General features: G+C 47.2%; 16 protein-coding genes and 1 tRNA gene. 4 read left to right on the plus strand and 13 right to left on the minus strand.

What is annotated here, in order from left to right; translation table 11 throughout:
- Positions 1-537 precede the first annotated feature (537 nt).
- Positions 538-1,146 (plus strand): tyrosine-type recombinase/integrase, encoded by a 609-nt coding sequence (locus AMM03_RS04840; protein WP_090129376.1) that lies wholly within the window; start codon positions 538-540, stop codon positions 1,144-1,146.
- A gap of 6 nt (positions 1,147-1,152) precedes the next feature.
- Here AMM03_RS04840 and AMM03_RS04845 read toward each other — a convergent pair whose 3' ends face one another.
- The 5 genes from AMM03_RS04845 to AMM03_RS04865 are packed head-to-tail and all read right to left on the minus strand — an operon-like array spanning position 1,153 to position 6,860.
- Positions 1,153-2,703, minus strand: a complete 1,551-nt coding sequence (locus tag AMM03_RS04845) for a hypothetical protein (RefSeq protein WP_090129377.1) — start codon at positions 2,701-2,703, stop codon at positions 1,153-1,155.
- 21 nt (positions 2,704-2,724) lie between these two features.
- Positions 2,725-3,180 (minus strand): hypothetical protein, encoded by a 456-nt coding sequence (locus tag AMM03_RS04850; RefSeq protein WP_194942782.1) that lies wholly within the window; start codon positions 3,178-3,180, stop codon positions 2,725-2,727.
- A gap of 8 nt (positions 3,181-3,188) precedes the next feature.
- Complete coding sequence (locus AMM03_RS04855; protein WP_090129379.1) at positions 3,189-4,580, minus strand: hypothetical protein; 1,392 nt, start codon at positions 4,578-4,580, stop codon at positions 3,189-3,191.
- Positions 4,577-5,185, minus strand: a complete 609-nt coding sequence (locus tag AMM03_RS04860) for a hypothetical protein (RefSeq protein ID WP_194942783.1) — start codon at positions 5,183-5,185, stop codon at positions 4,577-4,579. Before AMM03_RS04860 ends, AMM03_RS04855 begins: the two co-directional genes overlap by 4 nt.
- A complete protein-coding gene (locus AMM03_RS04865) occupies positions 5,175-6,860 on the minus strand; it encodes a hypothetical protein (RefSeq protein WP_090129381.1) in 1,686 nt (561 codons plus the stop codon). The genes AMM03_RS04860 and AMM03_RS04865 overlap by 11 nt, the downstream gene beginning before the upstream one ends.
- A gap of 187 nt (positions 6,861-7,047) precedes the next feature.
- Here AMM03_RS04865 and AMM03_RS04870 point away from each other — a divergent pair.
- Positions 7,048-7,138: transfer RNA gene (locus tag AMM03_RS04870), tRNA-Ser, on the plus strand.
- A 13-nt stretch (positions 7,139-7,151) separates the two neighbouring features.
- Here AMM03_RS04870 and AMM03_RS04875 read toward each other — a convergent pair.
- The 4 genes from AMM03_RS04875 to AMM03_RS04890 form a co-directional block, all read right to left on the minus strand.
- Positions 7,152-8,360, minus strand: coding sequence for a hypothetical protein (locus AMM03_RS04875; protein WP_090129382.1), 1,209 nt, complete (start codon positions 8,358-8,360; stop codon positions 7,152-7,154).
- A 217-nt stretch (positions 8,361-8,577) separates the two neighbouring features.
- Positions 8,578-9,900: a serine--tRNA ligase gene (gene serS, locus AMM03_RS04880; RefSeq protein WP_090129383.1), complete on the minus strand. Its 1,323-nt coding sequence runs from the start codon at positions 9,898-9,900 to the stop codon at positions 8,578-8,580.
- Between the two features lie 28 nt (positions 9,901-9,928).
- The gene (gene ispH / locus AMM03_RS04885) at positions 9,929-10,873 is read right to left on the minus strand and encodes a 4-hydroxy-3-methylbut-2-enyl diphosphate reductase (RefSeq protein WP_090129384.1); all 945 of its coding nucleotides are present in this window, start codon (positions 10,871-10,873) and stop codon (positions 9,929-9,931) included.
- A gap of 80 nt (positions 10,874-10,953) precedes the next feature.
- Positions 10,954-11,397 carry an FKBP-type peptidyl-prolyl cis-trans isomerase gene (locus AMM03_RS04890; protein WP_090129385.1) on the minus strand — a complete coding sequence of 148 codons (444 nt, stop codon included), beginning with the start codon at positions 11,395-11,397 and terminating at the stop codon, positions 10,954-10,956.
- A 194-nt stretch (positions 11,398-11,591) separates the two neighbouring features.
- Between AMM03_RS04890 and radC the strand changes: the two genes are divergently transcribed.
- Positions 11,592-12,266 carry a RadC family protein gene (gene radC, locus AMM03_RS04895; RefSeq protein ID WP_090130577.1) on the plus strand — a complete coding sequence of 225 codons (675 nt, stop codon included), beginning with the start codon at positions 11,592-11,594 and terminating at the stop codon, positions 12,264-12,266.
- 41 nt (positions 12,267-12,307) lie between these two features.
- A complete protein-coding gene (locus AMM03_RS04900; RefSeq protein ID WP_090130578.1) occupies positions 12,308-12,943 on the plus strand; it encodes a Smr/MutS family protein in 636 nt (211 codons plus the stop codon).
- Positions 12,944-12,963: 20 nt separating this feature from the next.
- Here AMM03_RS04900 and AMM03_RS04905 read toward each other — a convergent pair whose 3' ends face one another.
- From AMM03_RS04905 to AMM03_RS04920, 4 genes are all read right to left on the minus strand, one after another.
- Positions 12,964-15,510 carry an ABC transporter permease gene (locus AMM03_RS04905; protein WP_090129386.1) on the minus strand — a complete coding sequence of 849 codons (2,547 nt, stop codon included), beginning with the start codon at positions 15,508-15,510 and terminating at the stop codon, positions 12,964-12,966.
- Positions 15,511-15,529: 19 nt separating this feature from the next.
- Positions 15,530-16,420, minus strand: a complete 891-nt coding sequence (locus AMM03_RS04910; RefSeq protein WP_090129387.1) for a formate dehydrogenase accessory sulfurtransferase FdhD — start codon at positions 16,418-16,420, stop codon at positions 15,530-15,532.
- A gap of 91 nt (positions 16,421-16,511) precedes the next feature.
- Positions 16,512-16,883, minus strand: a complete 372-nt coding sequence (locus AMM03_RS04915) for a hypothetical protein (protein WP_090129388.1) — start codon at positions 16,881-16,883, stop codon at positions 16,512-16,514.
- Between the two features lie 18 nt (positions 16,884-16,901).
- Complete coding sequence (locus AMM03_RS04920; RefSeq protein ID WP_369793665.1) at positions 16,902-18,137, minus strand: formate dehydrogenase subunit gamma; 1,236 nt, start codon at positions 18,135-18,137, stop codon at positions 16,902-16,904.
- Positions 18,138-18,152: the final 15 nt, after the last annotated feature.

The following is an 18,152-nucleotide window of genomic DNA, read 5'->3' on the forward strand; positions in this document are numbered from 1 at the left end:
CTAGCCTCGTTCAAGATTTCCGTTGTACGAGGTAGACACTCATTCATCTTGCAGAGTGAAATGGTAGGAATGGCGAAATCGTGTTGTTGTGTATTTCAGCAACCATAGATAGGACTCAATACAAGACGCCACACACGAGCTATTTCATTCGTATACGGACCATATACGGCAGAGCTGCGTGGGAGCGTTCTAGCTTGGATTTAACGAGTCACGCACGAAAGGTGAAACTTTATGATTGTCTTTGTTACTATATTTTTATAGCAACAGATTTCTGTGACGACTCACACGCACTCACAGACGCTTCAAATCCAACTACAAGCGATTCTTCTGACTGAGATGACTCAGAGTTACAGTGGACTTGTGCGTGTCTCAAATCGCTCGTGAGCAAAAAAATCAAACGAAATACAGATAAGTAAAGATAACCAAAACAGCTTGTTGATTCCCAACGAAAAGGCATGGGAATTGGAGTTCGGTTGCTGAACCAAATGTTTGGGAATAACGTCTAGCTCATAAATAGTTAGATTAGTAAGGAACAACATGTCACAAGCAAAGATTCTCACCCCCTCTGAATTTCGCAAAATTCTTCTGCACATCGCAAAGAAGAAACATCACGCACGAAACAAAGCAATCGTCTATTGCAGTTTCTTTGGATGCATGAGAGTTGGTGAGATTGCAAGTCTCACAATCAAAGATGTACTCGCTGAAGATGGCTCAATCAAAGAAGAGGTCTATCTGAAACCATTTCAGACGAAAGGTTCACGAGGTCGCACTGTCTACTTCCCAACGAAACTGCAAGACGAAATCAAGAGCTATCTGAGTGTCAGATTTGGACTTAAAGACAAGGACTTGAAAGTGCTGAACTTGACTGACACAAGCAAAGCACTGTTTGGCTCGCAGAAGAACACTCAGCGAGGTTTCTCCCCAAATACTTTATGCCAATGGTTCACAAAACTTTTTTCTGACTGCCAAATAAATGGAGCCTCGAGCCACAGTGGAAGGCGTTGGGGAGCTACGCAACTTTGTGAACAGTCAGTGAACCCAAAAATCATTCAGAAGATTTTGGGTCATCGTCAGTTGCAGACGACCATGCTCTATTACGAGGTCTCTCCTAAGAGCATGAGAAACGCTGTTGAGTTACTTTCTTGAGAATTCTTAAAAAATCATACTCGCAGCAACGACTACAACACACATGATTAGGAAGTACTTCTTCATTTGAGAATTCACATCTTCAATCTTTGAAAAGATTACTTGCTCATCATTAGCTCTCTTCGAATCACTTTCTCCAATTCTTTTCGAAAGTATTTCGAACATCTCAGCATACTTCTTTACGAGTTTTTTATGAGTCGAATCGCTGAGTGCATCACTCATCTCAGAAATATCTCCTTTAATCTTCTGAAGATGTTCAAACGATGTAGTGAGTCGAAGCTCGTCTTCAGTTTTCTCACTCGCTTTGGCTTTTCTTTCAACTTGAACTTGTATGTCGTAGACGCTACCATCAAAGTACAGATGTGAGTTACTTTTCCCAAGCGCTTCAAAACGTCTAAGAAATATTGATGTTAGTGTCTCCCATACTTCTAGGTCCTCTTCTTCAACAAAGTCATTAATCTGTTGCTGTAACCAAAGAAGTTTTTGTGCTGATGCTCGTAAGAAGAATGAATCGTTATCTAAGACTGCTGCCAAAAAAACTCTTCCATCAGTCTTCAAGTAGTACTCAAGCTCATCAATTGTTACTGCGTACGACTCGATGGATTTATAAAAACCAACTCTATAAGCAACATCTTTAAGAGAAAAAATCTTTTTCTTATGGCTCTTCATTAAGTAGTTAGGTATTCTCTCTATCAAAGAAACTCTGATTTGATAGCAGTCATCTTGAAAGTATTTGTTGTCCTCACTAGCCTCTTCTTTAGGAGTCCAATTCTTTAGGAACTCTTCAAGATAGCATTCCTGTGATTTTGCTGACCATGATTGATCCTCATCAAGACCACGTTCTTTTGCAAATGTCCAACTTACTTCGAATGGTGCGATATTCTGAATTGCATCCCTCACATAGAAAGCTGATTGTTTGCTTTGACTAACTTTCAAGAGGCTTTCCCAAGCAAGTTGAATCAAGTCATGTTGTGACATGTCATAGTCGAAATTATCCTCAGCAGACTTACCAATCTTTGATGAAATAAGAACTCTGTGGAGAATAGCTAGGTAACGTTCTTCACTTATTTGAGTTAACAATTCATCTCTTCGAAGAATTGACTTAAACATCTCTTGTGGAGCGTTCAAATTTTTTATCACTGCATCGAGAACATCCAATTCTGCTTCGTGATAAAGCCATTGGCGCATCAAATAGAACTCTTCAGACTGCGAGTGTGACCAACAAAAAGTATTGGGATTGCCAAGAAGTGCGATTGCAATCGTAAGTGGCAAAGAAAAACTATCAACTCCGTTAACGTTGACTAGCTTCTTGTAACGCTCAAACAAATGTTTTGTCTGTGTGCGATTTGCAATCTTAGAAAGAGCAACATCAACAATTTCACTTTTTCGAGAGAACAGCGTTGAGAAGACTTCTTCATCTAACTCAAACGCCAACCTCCAAGATAAAAACTTCGATGTTTCTTTACTTTTTTCATCAAAATAAACTAACAGTTCAGATTCAGTAAGTGACTGTATGTAGAGCTTCTCAAGAGTTGGATGTGTGAATTTATGTGTCATTTATTTCTTCTCTGTCCATCGCTAAACTGAATCAGTTTTTTCATGGTTCTTTGCGAAACGTCTACTCATTTTGTTAACTTCGTTGATGAGTGCTCGAACCTCGTCAACATTCTCCTCTTTGAAGCAATCTAATCGCCACATCATTTCATGTGTTAATTGATTTCTTTTCATAGCTACAGAATTGATTTTCTCTGCAATTGTTTCATCAAAAACTCCCATCGCAAGAAGATTGCCAACCATGTTTCTGAATGCAATCTTTTTTAGGTCTTCAAACTGTGGTGGATTCTTATCATTCAATGCACGATAGCAAGTCACATAAGCTGCTGTAACTCTATCTTCAAGAATTGAAAATATCAGCATATGTGCAGCTAGATAGTTCCCTTGACTCTTGAACATGTTGACATTTGAAAAGGCTTTCCTAAAGACGCCATACTTTACATATGGATCTAACTCGTTATGCTCTTGTGAACGTCCCATTTTTTTCTTCAACGAACTTCATCTTCAACTGCTGCTGAAGGAGCTTCTGATTCTTTCTTGATTTTTTTAGAGATTCTGTTCAAGTAGTCTTTGTGCTTCTTGTACTTAGCCATCCAACTATCAGATGTAATTAAGTCGTGAATTATTTCAACAGCATCCATGATTTCAGGTGGCGTATATAAACTTGCCTCTGATGGACGCATGAAGACCATTTCGTTTGCTTCAAGAAACGCTCTTACGTAAACGTAAAGAGTGTGATTCATCAAAAGCAAATCAGAAAATATGTCTGTTGGTTTATTTTCAAACAATCCACTTTTAACATTCAAGTGCTCTAAGTTCATCATGTCGCCAAGTGGTGACTGAAATGGAAAGTGAAATTGCTTTCCACCATCTGCATAACTTGAACTTAATGGACTTGGCTGACTTGTCATCACCCATGACTTCAAATCTTTTGTGAATTTGGGATAACGAATCAGTTTTCTCGCCATTCCTACAGTCTGAAATGGACTTGCACTGTCATAGCTGATGCGAAGTTTAGGGTTGCATTTTTCTCTAAGACTCAACTGAATCGCTGTCAACATTACAGCCCATGTAGGCTGAGAAACACCAAGTACGTGCATCCAATCTTGTCCATCTTCAAATGCACCATCGTCTCGCATTCGCAAGACGTTGTACATAACAGAGTCAAGACCACCTCGCCAACCTACTGAACCTGCAAGTGCCCATCCATCGAACTTGTACTTCTTAACACGACTCCACCAATACTCTGTATCCTCTTCATTAGTGCCTTGTATTACGTTAAGCCACTTAGTTTTGCCATGTTTGTTCTGCTTGATATGTTCAAGATTCTCAATAGTAAGTTGAGTCAACTGCTCTCTGCTACAAATCTTGAATGGACTTTTAGACGTTTTAGAAACAAGCACCCACAGTGGCATGTCAATCGTCATCGCATAGTCACTCGTTGCACAAAGCCAATCTACAACGTTGTCACGTACATCTCCACACTGCCTCCATGCTTCGCACATTTCATTTGCATCTTTAATTTTCTTTAAGTGCTCAGTGCCACTAAATGACCCCATGCCTATTTGGAAACCTCCACTATCACCAAGAATGATTGTTTTACTTTCCCCATTTGCATCTAGCGTTCTGTCTCTCAACGAAACAGAGCATTCTTTTGTGTCGTGTTTTTTGAACTGTCCTGCAGAGTACAACCCATACTTGTAGTGCCACAGTTTGCTCTTTGGATTCATGTAATCAAGGTCTGATAACTTGAGTCCATTTGGAAATGGTCTTGACTTCTCTAGCTTCTTACTTGCATGAACGTTCTTCGAGTACCACTCTTGAATTGCAGGCAAATAGACTGCAAACTCGTCCCATCGTGGAGATAAATCAATGCTCATTGATTTTCCTTTTCATAGTACTCACGACTATTCATTGAATTTAATACAGCAATGTCAATCGAACATTCGTGCGCTTTATCAAGCAACTCTGCATAGTCCTCTTCATACGCATCTTCAGTCCATTGCTTCAACAGCATTTCCTCGTACTCACGTTGATATCTCACATGCCCAATGCCATTAGCGTGATTCATTAATGAGTATTGCTTCTCCTCTGCTTTCATCGACAACTCTTTTAAGCAGTAACTTTGATGGTCAATCTTTCTCATCAGCCCTACGAACATCACATACATCATTGAGATGATGATGAGACTCATCGTTGTCTGCTGCTCCCAAAAACTAAAAATTGAATTTCCAACAATTGCAACAAGTAAAAAAATGCCAATTTTCTTTAAGTTCTTTTCAACTAACTCACTAGCCTCTTTTTCTGTTTTTTTCATTTCACTCAAATCACCATTGATTTGCCTTATTGCATGACTAGATGAAACGTACGTTTTTTTTCTGCGAATGAATTCCATCCACTGCAAATCTGTAAACAATTCTGTTTTTTCATGAAGGTAGCTCGTCATCGACCTTAGACGTTTTTCAATGTTTTCTTTATCTTCCACTTGGAACTCCGTATCCAACGAATGCAGCATTCTTTCGTCTGCCTGTTGAGTTGCTTGTTGGCACTGCAATGTAGTACTGTGCAATCTCTGTTTTATAAATGAAGCCAAGTGCATCTTCGTTTGCAATTAGCTTCACTCGCCCAACAATTGATTGTTCAGTTAATGCATTCAAAGTTGGTATCAAGTCTTTTGATAAGAATGTAAGTTTCAAATTCTTTTTCGACTTCTTAACGCTTGGGTCTAACAATCCCTTCGACTGCTTGTCGAAATGAGCACCAACACCATCGTAATGAATCACAAGAGATGATTTTGTTAAGTCAACTCTTAAAAGCTGATTTCTTCTTTGGTTAACACTTGCTCCAAATGTTCGCAACCAATGATTTAGAAAGTTTGCATTAAATGAAGCGATCCAAGCTGCATCTACTTCAGCTTCCCATAGAGGTTCTGATGCAGTTGGATTGAAGTCTGCTTGTTGTTTACTCTGCTCAGCTAATGTGTCCAAGCTATAAAAGTATAGATTTCGTACATATCCATCAATCTTGTACTTTGACATGATGAAGTGTGTTGCTTTGACTTCATCGTCTTCGTTTTCAAGAATTTCTTTCCCACTAGCGATGTCGAAGAATGAAAGATTTTTTGCTTGAACAATCTGCTGCTCTACGAAAGTTCTGTCGTTTGCATTCAAGAACGTATCTGATTGAGTTTTGAATGGAAAGTCGAATGGTTTTGCAATCGTGACGACTGAGCAATCAGTTCTGTTTTCACTGAGCAAGAAGTCTTTAGTTTTTGCCCTATAAAGCAATCGTTTGATTTGCTTCATTGGTTTCTTCTGTTCGTTGAGAACTTTTGACTTTGGTGCAAGACTTTGTCTGTGTTTTTCAAATGCAATTGGTAAGGCTTGCGTCTGTATCACTTCTGAAATCAATCTAAGCGTCTTAGGCGCTGAGTCTTGTTGACGCTTGTACGTCTTAATCATCGCTTCTGTAATCAGCGTATCGTTCTCTGTAATGCTGAGAATTTGATATTTTGATTCTGCTGTTCTTCGCACAAGTGCAAGTGCATAGCTTTTGTCATTTGTAACGATTGGTTGGTCACCCAAGTCCAATCTGATGATTGGTTTTGCATCGTTTGCAAAGTATTTTTCAGCGAGTTCCAAATGCTTTGCATTTAGAAGCAATGCATTCTCTTGCTCTCGTGTCTGTTTTGCTTTGCTTTTGCTCTTAGCACCTACTTCAATGTCTTGTTTACTTGCCAAGTCTTGAGTGATGCCAATCAATCCATTGACACCACCACTTGCTTGAATAAACAAGATGATGTTTTCAATCGTATTGGCTTTGTATTTGTTTTTGTTTGTTTCAACTTCGTGATGCACTTTTCTCAGTGCTTGACTCCATTTTTGAAGTGAAGGTGAACGTCTTCCACTCCAATCAATTCGCCACATGAGTCTGATGACTCGAACAAAGTTTTCTTCGCCTTGATTTCTTGTTCTGATGTTGAACTCGTCATAGAGTTCATCTAAAAAGCCTTCGTATGCGTTTGCTTCTTTCCACCACACATATAGCTCTGCCAATCCTCGATACAGCATTCGTGTTGCTGAATCGTGCAATCGTGTCTGCTTGTCTGCTTCACTTGCGAGTTCATCTAATCGCTTGCGAAGTTCTTGTTTAGTTGCCATGCATCGCCCCTATTCATCACAATCAAAACGTTTATTGATTCTGACAATATAAGTGCTGTGAAGTTGCGTGTGCAGTGAAATTGCAGCTTCATACTATTTATTTTTTCCTTCACACTCAATGCACACTTGCACTGCGAAGGTCTGTCGACAACGCTCTACAAGCGTTTGCGAGTAGAATCATTTTTGTGGAGAGATGGCAGAGTGGTCGAATGTACCTGACTCGAAATCAGGCGTAGGGTTTTCCCCTACCGAGGGTTCGAATCCCTCTCTCTCCGCCATAATTCTTTTTGGTTACTTATTAGGTTCACTTTCCCAATCTTCGTAACCAAGTCTGTTGATGTTTCTCATTAACTGCCCTCCAAGCTGCTTTGCGTAATGCTCTTGAATCATCGCTACTGATGTTCGACAGTTGTTCGCAATTTCGTAGATTGGTGCACCTCTCAACAGTCTGAAACAAATGTAAGTAGAACGCAACGACACAAAGTCACGCTTTGTAGATGGTGTTGTCTTCGTGTGCTTCAGCTTCGTTTTCTCAAGAATCTTGTTGAACATTGTTCTGTGATGAACCAAGAACAACTTCTCAGTTGAGTCTTTTGCTTTTGCGTGAGTCATTCCTCTACGCTTCAAGATGCGCTCGTAAGCAGCAACAGCACCATAAAAACTCTGACAGTTCCCAATTCCTCGTTTACCTTTGATGTTCGAGATGACTAAGATTCGCTTGTCAGTTGTCTTTTCTTTGACGATTTTTACATCGCAGAAACGACATGCATTCATCTCTCCAACACGCATTCCTGTATTTGTTCCAAAAATCACATAGTCGTAGAGTTCAAGTGCATGTTGATGCAGCAGCTTGTCTCTTGTACTCAAATACTCAGCATGTGCAGCAATTGTTCGATGTAACTTTGAGTACTCGTGTGCAGTAAACCACGCTCTAGTTGAGTTGTTCTTCTTTGTGTCGTATTCATCTTTGAACTGTGGCAACTGCTTCAAGATGCCTTGTCTGAACGCATAGTTCAAGACCATTCTGATAGCGTTCTTGTACTGATGCAAAGTGCCACGCTTGATGCTTGGGTACGTAGCGACCATGTCTTCTTTGTACTTGTGCCAAGCTGTGTTGTCGATGTTCTGAACAGCTACTTTCTTGAAATAGTCTTTGACTCTAGAGTTCAAGATGCCTTCAATGCCCTCGTATGTCTTCAGACTACGCTGTCCTCTGTCCACAAACATACTTTTATAGTTAGCAAGTGCTTCGTCTGCTAACTTCCCAAACTCATGCTTTGGAGACGAAATCTCGCCACTTGCAATCTCTGTCTGTTTGCTGAAGTACCAATCCTTAGCGAATGCTTTTGCAGCTTCAAGGTGCTTCTGCTTTGTTGATGCTCGTATGTACTTGCCCTTGAAGTGAAATCCACACCACCAAAAAGGCGAACCACTACGCATGAAGACATGCACTTTGTCTTCAAGAATCGTTACAGATTGGGGGAGTTTGTTATCAGTCATTTGGACTACACATTTGAGGCATCATTGAAAAATGATACTCCCAAAACTGATAATTGTGTAGTCCGTGTGTAGCTGCACAAAACCGATAAAAGCTAGTGTTTATGCGCTATAGAGAACGAAGTTGGCTGATTTCGAGTCAGGTACATTCGACCACTCTGCCACTTCTCCTGCGTTCCACATTGCGGCTGGTCACTGCCGCAAATTCTATCAGTAGCCTTTAAGCACGCAGCTCTGTTACGCCGCTCATATAAGGCCGCAACACTTCAGGGACTGTCACAGAACCATCTGCATTCTGATAATTCTCAAGCACCGCCACCAGCGCACGGCCCACTGCCAAACCAGAGCCATTCAAGGTGTGCACCAACTCGTTCTTACCTTGCGCATTTTTAAAGCGCGCTTGCAAACGACGCGCTTGAAATGCTTCGCAGTTAGAGCAAGAACTGATTTCGCGATAGGTGCCTTGCGCTGGCACCCACACTTCCAAGTCATAAGTTTTGGTTACACCAAAACCCATGTCGCCAGAGCACAGCAACATGACGCGGTAAGGCAAGCCGAGCTTTTGCAAGATGGCTTCTGCATGGCCGGTCATTTCTTCCAGCGCTTCGTAGCTTTTTTCTGGATGAACAATTTGCACCATCTCGACTTTGTCGAACTGGTGCTGACGAATCAAGCCGCGTGTATCACGCCCTGCACTGCCCGCTTCTGATCGGAAGCACGGTGTGTGCGCTGTGAGCTTCATGGGCAAATCGGACTCTGCCAAAATTTCATCGCGCACCACGTTGGTCAATGTCACTTCTGAGGTGGGAATCAAATACAGCGCCTGGTTGTCAGCCGCATCTTCGCCGTCTTGACCGCCTTTTTTGGCCGCAAATAAATCGCCTTCAAACTTAGGCAACTGGCCGGTGCCGCGCAGAGTTTCTGCATTCACCACGTAAGGGGTGTAGCACTCTGTGTAGCCGTGTTGTTGTGTTTGCGTGTCCAACATGAACTGCGCCAGCGCACGATGCATGCGGGCAATTTGGCCGCGCATGAAAGTAAAGCGTGAGCCCGACAACTTAATGCCGGTATCAAAGTCGAGGCCGAGTTTTTCGCCAATATCCACGTGGTCACGGACTTCAAAGTCGAAGCTCTTGGGGCCTTTGCCGTCGACACTCCACTTGCGAACTTCAACGTTGCCATGTTCGTCAGCACCTACAGGCACACTTTCGTGGGGCAAGTTGGGAACAGCCAACAACATGTCTTGGAGTTCGGCTTGCAGTGCTTCCAAACGGATTGCAGAAGCATCCAGTTCAGTTTTGATGCTGGCCACATCGGCCATCACTTGGTCTGTGCTTTCGCCTTTGGACTTCAGCATGCCAATTTGCTTGGACAAATTGTTGCGTTGGCTTTGCAATTCTTCAGTGCGTGTTTGCAAAGTTTTGCGCTCTGTTTCCAAAGCACGAAACTTTTCTACATTCAAAAACGCTTGGGGATTTTTACGGGTTTCTAAACGCGCTACGGCGGCATCTAGGTCTTTACGAAGCAAAAGGATGTCTAACATTTTGAAAAAGATTTAAGTGGCCAAAAACTCATTGGCCATCGTTTAATTTTAGGCCCTTGGGCAAGGGAAATTTGATGGTCTCGGTCACACCGTCCAACTTGCGAATGGAGGTGGCGCCCAATGCGCGAAGACGCGCAATGACATCTTGCACCAGCACTTCGGGGGCTGAGGCTCCCGCAGTCAAACCGACACGGTGCTTTCCTTCAAACCATTCATTTCGAAGTTCGTCGGCGCTGTCAATCATGTAACTGTCAGCGCCCATGCGCGAACCCAATTCGCGCAGTCGGTTGCTGTTGGAACTGGTGGGGCTACCCACCACCACCAACACATCCACTTCGGGGGCCATGAGCTTGACAGCATCTTGACGGTTTTGGGTGGCGTAGCAAATGTCTTGTTGCTTGGGTTCGCGCACTTTTGGAAAGCGTTGCTTCACCGCCAACAAAATTTCTGCAGCATCGTCCACGCTCAAAGTGGTTTGAGTCACAACCGCTAACAGGTCTGTTTGTTTAGGTTGAACCTTGACCACATCATGGACGTCTTCCACCAGGTGAATGCCATCGGGCAATTGACCCATGGTGCCTTCTACTTCAGGGTGACCCTTGTGGCCAATCATGATGAACTCGTAACCCTCTTTGTGAAGCTTGGCCACTTCCACATGGACCTTGGTGACCAGGGGGCAGGTGGCATCAAAAATATTGAAACCACGTGCCTCTGCCTCGGCTTGAACGGCTTTGCTCACACCGTGTGCACTGAACACCAAAGTGGCGCCGGGCGGTACATCGCTCAGTTCTTCTATGAAGATGGCACCCTTGGTTTTAAGGTCGTTTACTACATAGGTGTTGTGCACAATCTCATGTCGCACATAGATGGGCCGGCCAAATTTGGCAATGGCCGCTTCCACGATGTCGATCGCACGATCTACGCCTGCGCAAAAACCGCGAGGTTCAGCCAACAGAATTTCTTGTACGCCCATAAGTTGCCTTTTAAAGTTGCCTTTTTAAATTGCCTTGATCAATTGCCTTGATCAATTGCCTTTGTTTGCCAAAAAAGGATTTACAAAATACCAATCACATGCACTTCAAACGTCACAGGGTGGCCTGCCAGCGGATGATTGAAGTCAAACAACACCGCGCCATCTTCAGCCACTTGCATCACCGCACCAGCGTAGGTGCCATGACCATCTGGCGTTGGAAACTGAACCACATCGCCTGGCACATAGTGCTCTTGTGAAGCACCCAACTGCGCCAACAGCTTGCGCGCCACCCATTGCTGCATATCAGGGTTGCGCTCTCCAAATGCCACGCCAGGCGCCAATTCAAAGGTGGTGCGCACGCCCTCTTCCAAACCCATCAAAGCTTCTTCCATGCCGGGCGACAACTCACCCGAGCCCAAAGACAAGGTGGCGGGCTTGTCTTCAAAGGTGTTGATCAGCGTGCCTTGAGGGCCAGCCAATCGGTAGTGCAAGGTTAAAAAAGAGCCCGCTTGAACAGTGGTCATAAAACTTCAGTTTGAAAAATGGACTTTGAACGCGCATCTGGCGCAATTCAAAGAAGGCCAATGAAAGTCCAATCAAGCCCATGCGCAGGGTATTGGGTTCAGACTCCATCAGTCGAATGCGCCATTGTAAAAAGCTTCTGTGGCTTTCGCCCCAAAAAGCAGCCATCTGGGGCATTTATCTCGTCAGAAAACCCATGAATCTCCAAGAATTACCCCCAGACACCCGCCCGCGCGAAAAAATACTCACCCGAGGCCCAAGCGCTTTAAGCGATACAGAACTTCTGGCCCTGCTCCTCAGAACGGGTATTGCTGGGCGCAATGTGCTGCAATTGGCGCAAGACATGCTGCTTGCCAGCGGCGGACTGGCCAACTTGCTGCTCACGCCGCCCGCCAATCAGCGCGCCATCAAGGGTTTAGGGCCCGCCAAACAGTCCGAGTTGTTAGCCGTCATGGAATTGGCCAAACGGGCCATGGCCCAGCGACTCAGCACCCGAGAAGTGATGCAAAGCGCCGCCAGCGTTCAGCTTTACTTGCAACTGCATTTGGCGCACAAATCCCATGAGGTATTTGCCATGCTGTTTCTAGATTCACAGCACCGCTTGGTCTGTATGGAAACCTTGTTCAGAGGCACCTTGAGCCAAACCAGCGTCTACCCCCGCGAGGTGGTTCTCCGAGCGCTTCACCACCACAGCGCGGCCGTGGTGTTGGCCCACAACCACCCCAGTGGTTCAGTTCACCCCAGTCCTGCCGATTTGCACCTCACCCAAAGCCTGAAAACGGCTTTGAACATGGTCGATGTTCGGGTCTTAGACCACGTCATCGTGGGGCCGGGACAAGCCTTTTCCATGGCCGAACAGGGTGTTTTGTAAGCCAGCTCTTTTTTGCACAGACCTTGTGGCAACATTGGCGGGTGAAATTTCAATCGCTTCAAGATCTCAAACACGTTCAAAAGCAAATTGCCGAGGCGCAGGCCAAAGCAGCTGCTGAAGCGGCTGCGCGCGCGGCTGAACTGAAAAGAATTGAAGCTGAAAAGAATCTGTTTATCAGGGCCGTGGGGCAAGTGGCTGTTCTACCAAGCAGCAACAAAGCAGACATTCCCAAGGTGCCTCGCGCCCCTGTGGCCACGCAGTTGCAAAAAGATGAAGCCAAGGTCGTTCAAGATTCCCTAAGCGATGAATTTGATGTCAGCACCTTGCTAGATACCGACGATGCTCTCAGCTTTAGAAGGCCCAGTGTGGGCCCGGAAGTGACTCGCAAATTGCGCAAGGGCGATTGGGCCATTCAAAGAGAAATTGATTTGCATGGCCTGCGCAGCGACGAAGCCAGACTCGCACTCACCGCCTTCATTCGCGAGGCGCACAAATACGGCATTCGGTGTGTTCGTGTGGTGCATGGCAAAGGCTTGGGCTCGCCTGGCAAAACGCCGGTGCTCAAATCTAAAGTTCACAGCTGGCTGGTGCAAAAGAACCAAGTCATGGCCTTTGTTCAGGCTAAGCCCGCAGAGGGCGGCGCGGGTGCTTTGGTGGTGTTGCTCACACCGTCCTAAACCCACGCCATGGCGCTTGATTATTCCGAAGCTTGACGCAGTGTTTGCGACACAGGTTGCCGGAGCACTTCAGCCAAGCCCCACCAGCCCGCTAGCCACGCCAGCACAGCACCCGTCAGTGCGCCAGCTGCGGGCACCCACAGCGATGCCGTCCACTCAAACTCAAACACAAAGCGGGCCAAGCCCCAGCCCACCAGCTCGGCCACCAAGCTGGCCAAAAATCCTGCCAACAGACCCACACCCATGAGCTCGGCGGTTTGCACTTGGCTCAGCAATCGACCCGTCGCACCCAAAGCCCGCATGATGGCAAATTCGCGTTTGCGTTCTTCACGGGTTGAGGTGACAGCGGCCATGAGCACCAACAAACCGGCCATCAAGGTAAATGCAAACAAAAACTCTACCGCTCGAATCACTTGGTCTAAAACTTTTTGAATCTGCGTGATGGAAGCGCGCAAGTCGACGCTAGTGATGTTGGGAAACTGTTGCAGCAAGTTGCGCTCAAACGCTGGCACATCGGGCGTTTTGAAGGCGGCCATGTAACTCAATGGCACATTGGGCAAATTGTCGACAGGGTAAATAACAAAGAAGTTGGCTCGCATCGAGCCCCAATCTACTTTGCGCAGAGAAGTGATGCGCCCCTCCGACAAGACGCCGCCAATGTCAAATTGCAGGCGGTCGCCCATTTTGAGACCCAAGGTTTGGGCAATGCCTACCTCCACACTCACCGCATCTTTTTCGTTGTCTTGCCAAGTTCCTTGAACTACGGCGTTGTGCTCTGGTTTGGCCGCCCTAGAAGACAAGTTAAATTCACGATCGACCAGTCGCTTGGCACGTTCTTCTGAATAATCTTGCGGGCTGACGGTCTTGCCATTGATGGCCACCAAACGGCCCCGAATCATGGGGTACCAATCGTAGTTTTGAACGCCCGTTTGCTGAAGCGACTTTTGAAACGCCTCGGTTTGATCGGGCTGAACATTGATCACAAACCGATCGGGCGCATTGACGGGCGTGGCCTTACGCCAGCTGTTGATGAGGTCAGTACGCAGCAAAACCAAGAGCACCAGCGCCAACAAGCCAACCGATAAAGCACTGACCTGCACCACGGCATAAACCGGCCTGGCCATGACTTGGCGAGTGGCCAGCAACAACCACCGCGGTGTTGTATCGCTGGGCACCCACCTGCGCAACAATTTCAAAGCCAACCAAGTGGCACCAGCAAACATGAGTGTGGCCAAGGCAAATCCACCCACCGTCATCAAGCCCAATTTGACATCGCGACTGGCCCACATCAAGGCGCCTGCAAAACCTAACAAACCTGCAAGCAAAACGCCCACTGAGGCGGGTTGCAAACCGCCCATGTCACGGCGGATGACACGCAGCGCAGGCACTTGGGCCAACTGCAAAACGGGTGGCAATCCAAACGCCAACAACAAGGTCAAGCCCATGCCCATGCCCAGCAATGCGGGCGCAGCCGATGCGGCGGGCAACTGTGCATCAACCAACCCAGCCAACAAAAAGACAAAGGCGTGGTGAATGCCGTAGCCCACCATGACGCCCAGCAAACTGGCGACCAAACCCGCAGTAATAAATTCAAAGGCATACGCAATTGACAATGTTTTTTGGCTTTGTCCCAACACACGCAGTAGCGCGCAAGCGTCTAGATGCTTGGCTGCAAAAGTTCTAGCCGCAAGCGCCACAGCCACAGCACACAAAAGCGCCGCCAACAAGGCCACCAAATTGAGGAACTTTTCGGCACGGTCAAGAGTTTGGCGCATTTCAGGACGGCCACTCTCCATCGACTCCACTTGAACACCGCGCACTTCGGGCTTAGCTACTTCTTCTCTGGCCCATGTGATGAAGTTTTGTACATTGCGCTGCGATGCATCACCCGCAACGGCCATGCGATAGGAAAGACGGCTGGCAGGTTGAATCAAGCCAGTGGCTTGCATGTCAGATTGATTGATCATGACTCTAGGCGCGAAATTCATGAAGCCCGCGCCGCGGTCTGGCTCTCTGTCAATCAAGGCACCGATTTGAAATGCCTTGTCTCCCAGCCACAATGTGTCGCCTAACTTGAGGTTCAAGACATCTAACAAGGCAGGATCAACCCATGCCTGGCCAGCAGATGGAACTTGTCGCGTCACCTGCGAAGTTTTTGTGTTGGAGGTATCTGGACTTGAACCACCTAACAAGGTCAACTGGCCTCTGAGAGGATAACCTTCAGACACCGCTTTGAGTGCCACCAGTTTGGTCTCTCCGCCTTGCGCGTCGTCCGCTCGGGCCATGCTGGGAAAGCTCAGCGTAGCGTTTGTTTTAAGTCCAAGTTCTTTGGCTTTTTGTAGAAAGTTTTCTGCAGTGGGTTTGTCACTCACCACCACCGCGTCGCCGCCAATCAGTTGGCGTGCGTCTCGCCACAAACCCGCTTGCAACCGATCAGAAAAAAACCCGACGGCCGAGAGCGCAGCCACCGCCAGTACCACCGAGACCACCAAAAGATTGAGCTCACCCGACCTTAGGTCACGCCAAAGGTTGCGCCAGCCCAATTGCACTGCACGTTGCCAGGTCATGGGATTTAAACCTGCAAGTTTAGGCGTCATGCAAAGCAGGCTTGTGATGAACTTCAGCCAACTCAGGCTGCCACTTCACTCTGTGGAGTGCGCTGAAGCACAGGAAGCGTTTGTTGGTGGCGCGGCCTATGGCACACAGCTGCACGCGCTCGGCCACCTCCAAACCCATTTGGGTAATGCCACTGCGAGACACAGCAATCGGCACGCCCATTTGTGCCGACTTGATGACCATCTCGCTGGTGAGACGGCCTGTGGTGTAAAAAACTTTGTCCTGACCGCTGACATCGTTCATGGCCATCCAACCCGCAATGGTGTCGACGGCATTGTGACGACCCACATCTTCGACAAACATCAACATGTTGGCACCTTGGAACAACGCACACCCATGGACTGAGCCCGAGGACTTGTAGGTTGTTTCTTGAATGCGGATGGCATTGACCAACTCATACAAAGTGGCCTGTGATATATGCGCATCTGCAGGCAACTGAATGCGATCGATGTCGTTGACCAAATCGCCAAACACACTGCCTTGCCCACAACCGGTGGTGACCACGCGCGCAGCCGTTTTAGGACCGGCTTGACTCAGGCCTTCGCGGGTTTTGATGGCAGCTACACCTGGCTGGCCCAATTCGCCCTCGCCCAAAGTCCAATCGACTGTGATGGATTCAATTTCTTCAACCGATTGAATGAGTCGCTGGTTGAGCAAAAAACCCAGTACCAAGTATTCAGGGCTGGCCCCCAAGGTCATGAGGGTGACCAATTCTTTCTTGTCCAAATACACCGTGAGTGCTCGCTCCGCAGGAATGTGGATTTGCGAGCGTTCTCCAAATTCATTGACCACCGAAATTTGTCGCGTCAGTTCAGCGCGCGCATTCGTCAGTCTGGGTTTGAGAGAAGAAGTAGAAGACATGGTGATTTGGATAAAGCAAACGAGAGCCTAACGCAAAAAGTCCCACGCTTATTCAGCGAGGGACTTTTGGCCTGAAGAAATCAGGGAAAACTTAGGATTTTTTGGCGGGGGCTGCGGGTGCAGCAGCAGGCGCAGCTGGTTTAGCACCCGCGGCGGGTGCCGAGGCTACAGCAGCAGGCGGTGCAGCCACAAAGGGACCCGGATCTGCACAGGGCGGCGTAGCCACAGGGGGTGTGGTTTGCTTGCCGCTTGACTTGGCTGTCTTGTAATAGTGGGCAGCTACTTTTTCGCGTGACTTGCACAATTGAAAGTCAGCCACTTTGTTGCCGTGAGCTGTTTTGGCAGCCGCTTCAGCAGCCTTGGCTTTGGCCTCATCACTGAGGGCTGGCAACTTGGCCATGGCGGAAACGCTGAACAAGGAAGCCAGTACCAAGGTGGCCAAGCTGATGAAAGTTTTTTTCATGGTTTGTATCCTCAAACTTTAGGCAGATGCCGATGTGGAAACGGTACCACCTTGGGCAACTGCTTCAGGAGATCTTTGTGCAGGAATCTTGCCTGCTTTGATGTCGTTGTACCAAAGTTCGTGGTGTTCTTTGGCCCAAGTTTCATCGACATAGCCTTCGCGCATGGCGCTGTAAGCGCCTTGCATGCCAATGGTGCCCATGTAGATGTGTCCCATGAACATGGCCATCATGAGAACCGTGGCGACACCATGGATCATGTTGGCAATTTGCATGGTGCTGCGCTCATAAATGAGACCTGGAATGAGTTTGTCCAATACCAAGCCAGAGCCCACCACGATGACACCCAGACCCAAAACGCCAAACCAGAAAACGACTTTCTCACCAGCATTGAAGCGGTGCGATGGCACTTCATGACCTGAGAACATACCGCCACCCTTGAGCAACCAAGTGATGTCTTCTTTGCTAGGGAAGTTGTCCTTCAAGAAAGTGACAAACACAATGATCAGGGAAACCGCAAACAAGGGGCCTGCAAAGTTGTGGATGTTTTTCAAGGCATAGGTCAACCAACCAAACAAGGCTGTACCGATGACGGGCAGGATGAAATACTTTCCAAAGGCAATGACCACGCCAGACACAGCCAGCAACACAAAAGCAATGGCGTTAGTCCAGTGGGCTGCACGCTCTAGCGGAGTGAATCGCTCAATCTTGCGGCCAGTCTCGGTACCGTGCAACTTCATGGTTCCTTTGCCGTAGTAGAACAAGGCAATGGCCAATGCCACGATGAGCAACAAGGAACCACCGTAAGGAATGATCCAGTTGTTGCGCACTTGACGCCATGCCTCGCCCGCTGTGGTGAGCTTAGAACCTGGGTACTGAACAAAAGGCTGAATGAGATTGCCAGCTTCAGGCGCCTCTGACGCGGGAAGGCTGCTGTAGCCCGTTACACCTGCGCCGACTTGTCGCCACATGGGCGCATTGTTGCCAGGCTGAACCTTGCTGCGATCGCCGTTGTTTTGATCTGCGTACTTGGGATCGGTGTTGGCGTCGGGTGCAATGGAAAAAATATTGGCGCTTTGAACGCCAAGTGCACCTGTCTTGCCACTGTCGGCAGCTGCAGGTGCCGCCGCCGATGCTGGTGCTGCCGCAGATGCTGCGCTTGGTGTTTGAGCGGACACACTCAAGGCCCCACCCAACATCAAGCCAGCCGCCAGCAGGCCCGACTGGATGTAATTAGTTACCGAAGATCGGTTCATGCTTGCTCTCCCACG

The organism is Limnohabitans sp. Rim11, from assembly GCF_001269365.1.
GTDB lineage: Bacteria > Pseudomonadota > Gammaproteobacteria > Burkholderiales > Burkholderiaceae_C > Limnohabitans_A.

Excerpts from the sequence above, each read along its gene's own strand:
- radC (WP_090130577.1), top strand. The coding sequence starts at position 11,592 with ATGAATCTCCAAGAATTACCCCCAGACACCCGCCCGCGCGAAAAAATA.
- AMM03_RS04855 (WP_090129379.1), bottom strand. The coding sequence starts at position 4,580 with ATGAGCATTGATTTATCTCCACGATGGGACGAGTTTGCAGTCTATTTG.
- AMM03_RS04840 (WP_090129376.1), top strand. The coding sequence starts at position 538 with ATGTCACAAGCAAAGATTCTCACCCCCTCTGAATTTCGCAAAATTCTT.
- AMM03_RS04910 (WP_090129387.1), bottom strand. The coding sequence starts at position 16,420 with ATGTCTTCTACTTCTTCTCTCAAACCCAGACTGACGAATGCGCGCGCT.
- AMM03_RS04905 (WP_090129386.1), bottom strand. The coding sequence starts at position 15,510 with ATGACCTGGCAACGTGCAGTGCAATTGGGCTGGCGCAACCTTTGGCGT.
- AMM03_RS04915 (WP_090129388.1), bottom strand. The coding sequence starts at position 16,883 with ATGAAAAAAACTTTCATCAGCTTGGCCACCTTGGTACTGGCTTCCTTG.
- ispH (WP_090129384.1), bottom strand. The coding sequence starts at position 10,873 with ATGGGCGTACAAGAAATTCTGTTGGCTGAACCTCGCGGTTTTTGCGCA.
- AMM03_RS04865 (WP_090129381.1), bottom strand. The coding sequence starts at position 6,860 with ATGGCAACTAAACAAGAACTTCGCAAGCGATTAGATGAACTCGCAAGT.
- AMM03_RS04920 (WP_369793665.1), bottom strand. The coding sequence starts at position 18,137 with ATGAACCGATCTTCGGTAACTAATTACATCCAGTCGGGCCTGCTGGCG.
- AMM03_RS04845 (WP_090129377.1), bottom strand. The coding sequence starts at position 2,703 with ATGACACATAAATTCACACATCCAACTCTTGAGAAGCTCTACATACAG.
- AMM03_RS04875 (WP_090129382.1), bottom strand. The coding sequence starts at position 8,360 with ATGACTGATAACAAACTCCCCCAATCTGTAACGATTCTTGAAGACAAA.
- serS (WP_090129383.1), bottom strand. The coding sequence starts at position 9,900 with ATGTTAGACATCCTTTTGCTTCGTAAAGACCTAGATGCCGCCGTAGCG.
- AMM03_RS04890 (WP_090129385.1), bottom strand. The coding sequence starts at position 11,397 with ATGACCACTGTTCAAGCGGGCTCTTTTTTAACCTTGCACTACCGATTG.
- AMM03_RS04850 (WP_194942782.1), bottom strand. The coding sequence starts at position 3,180 with ATGGGACGTTCACAAGAGCATAACGAGTTAGATCCATATGTAAAGTAT.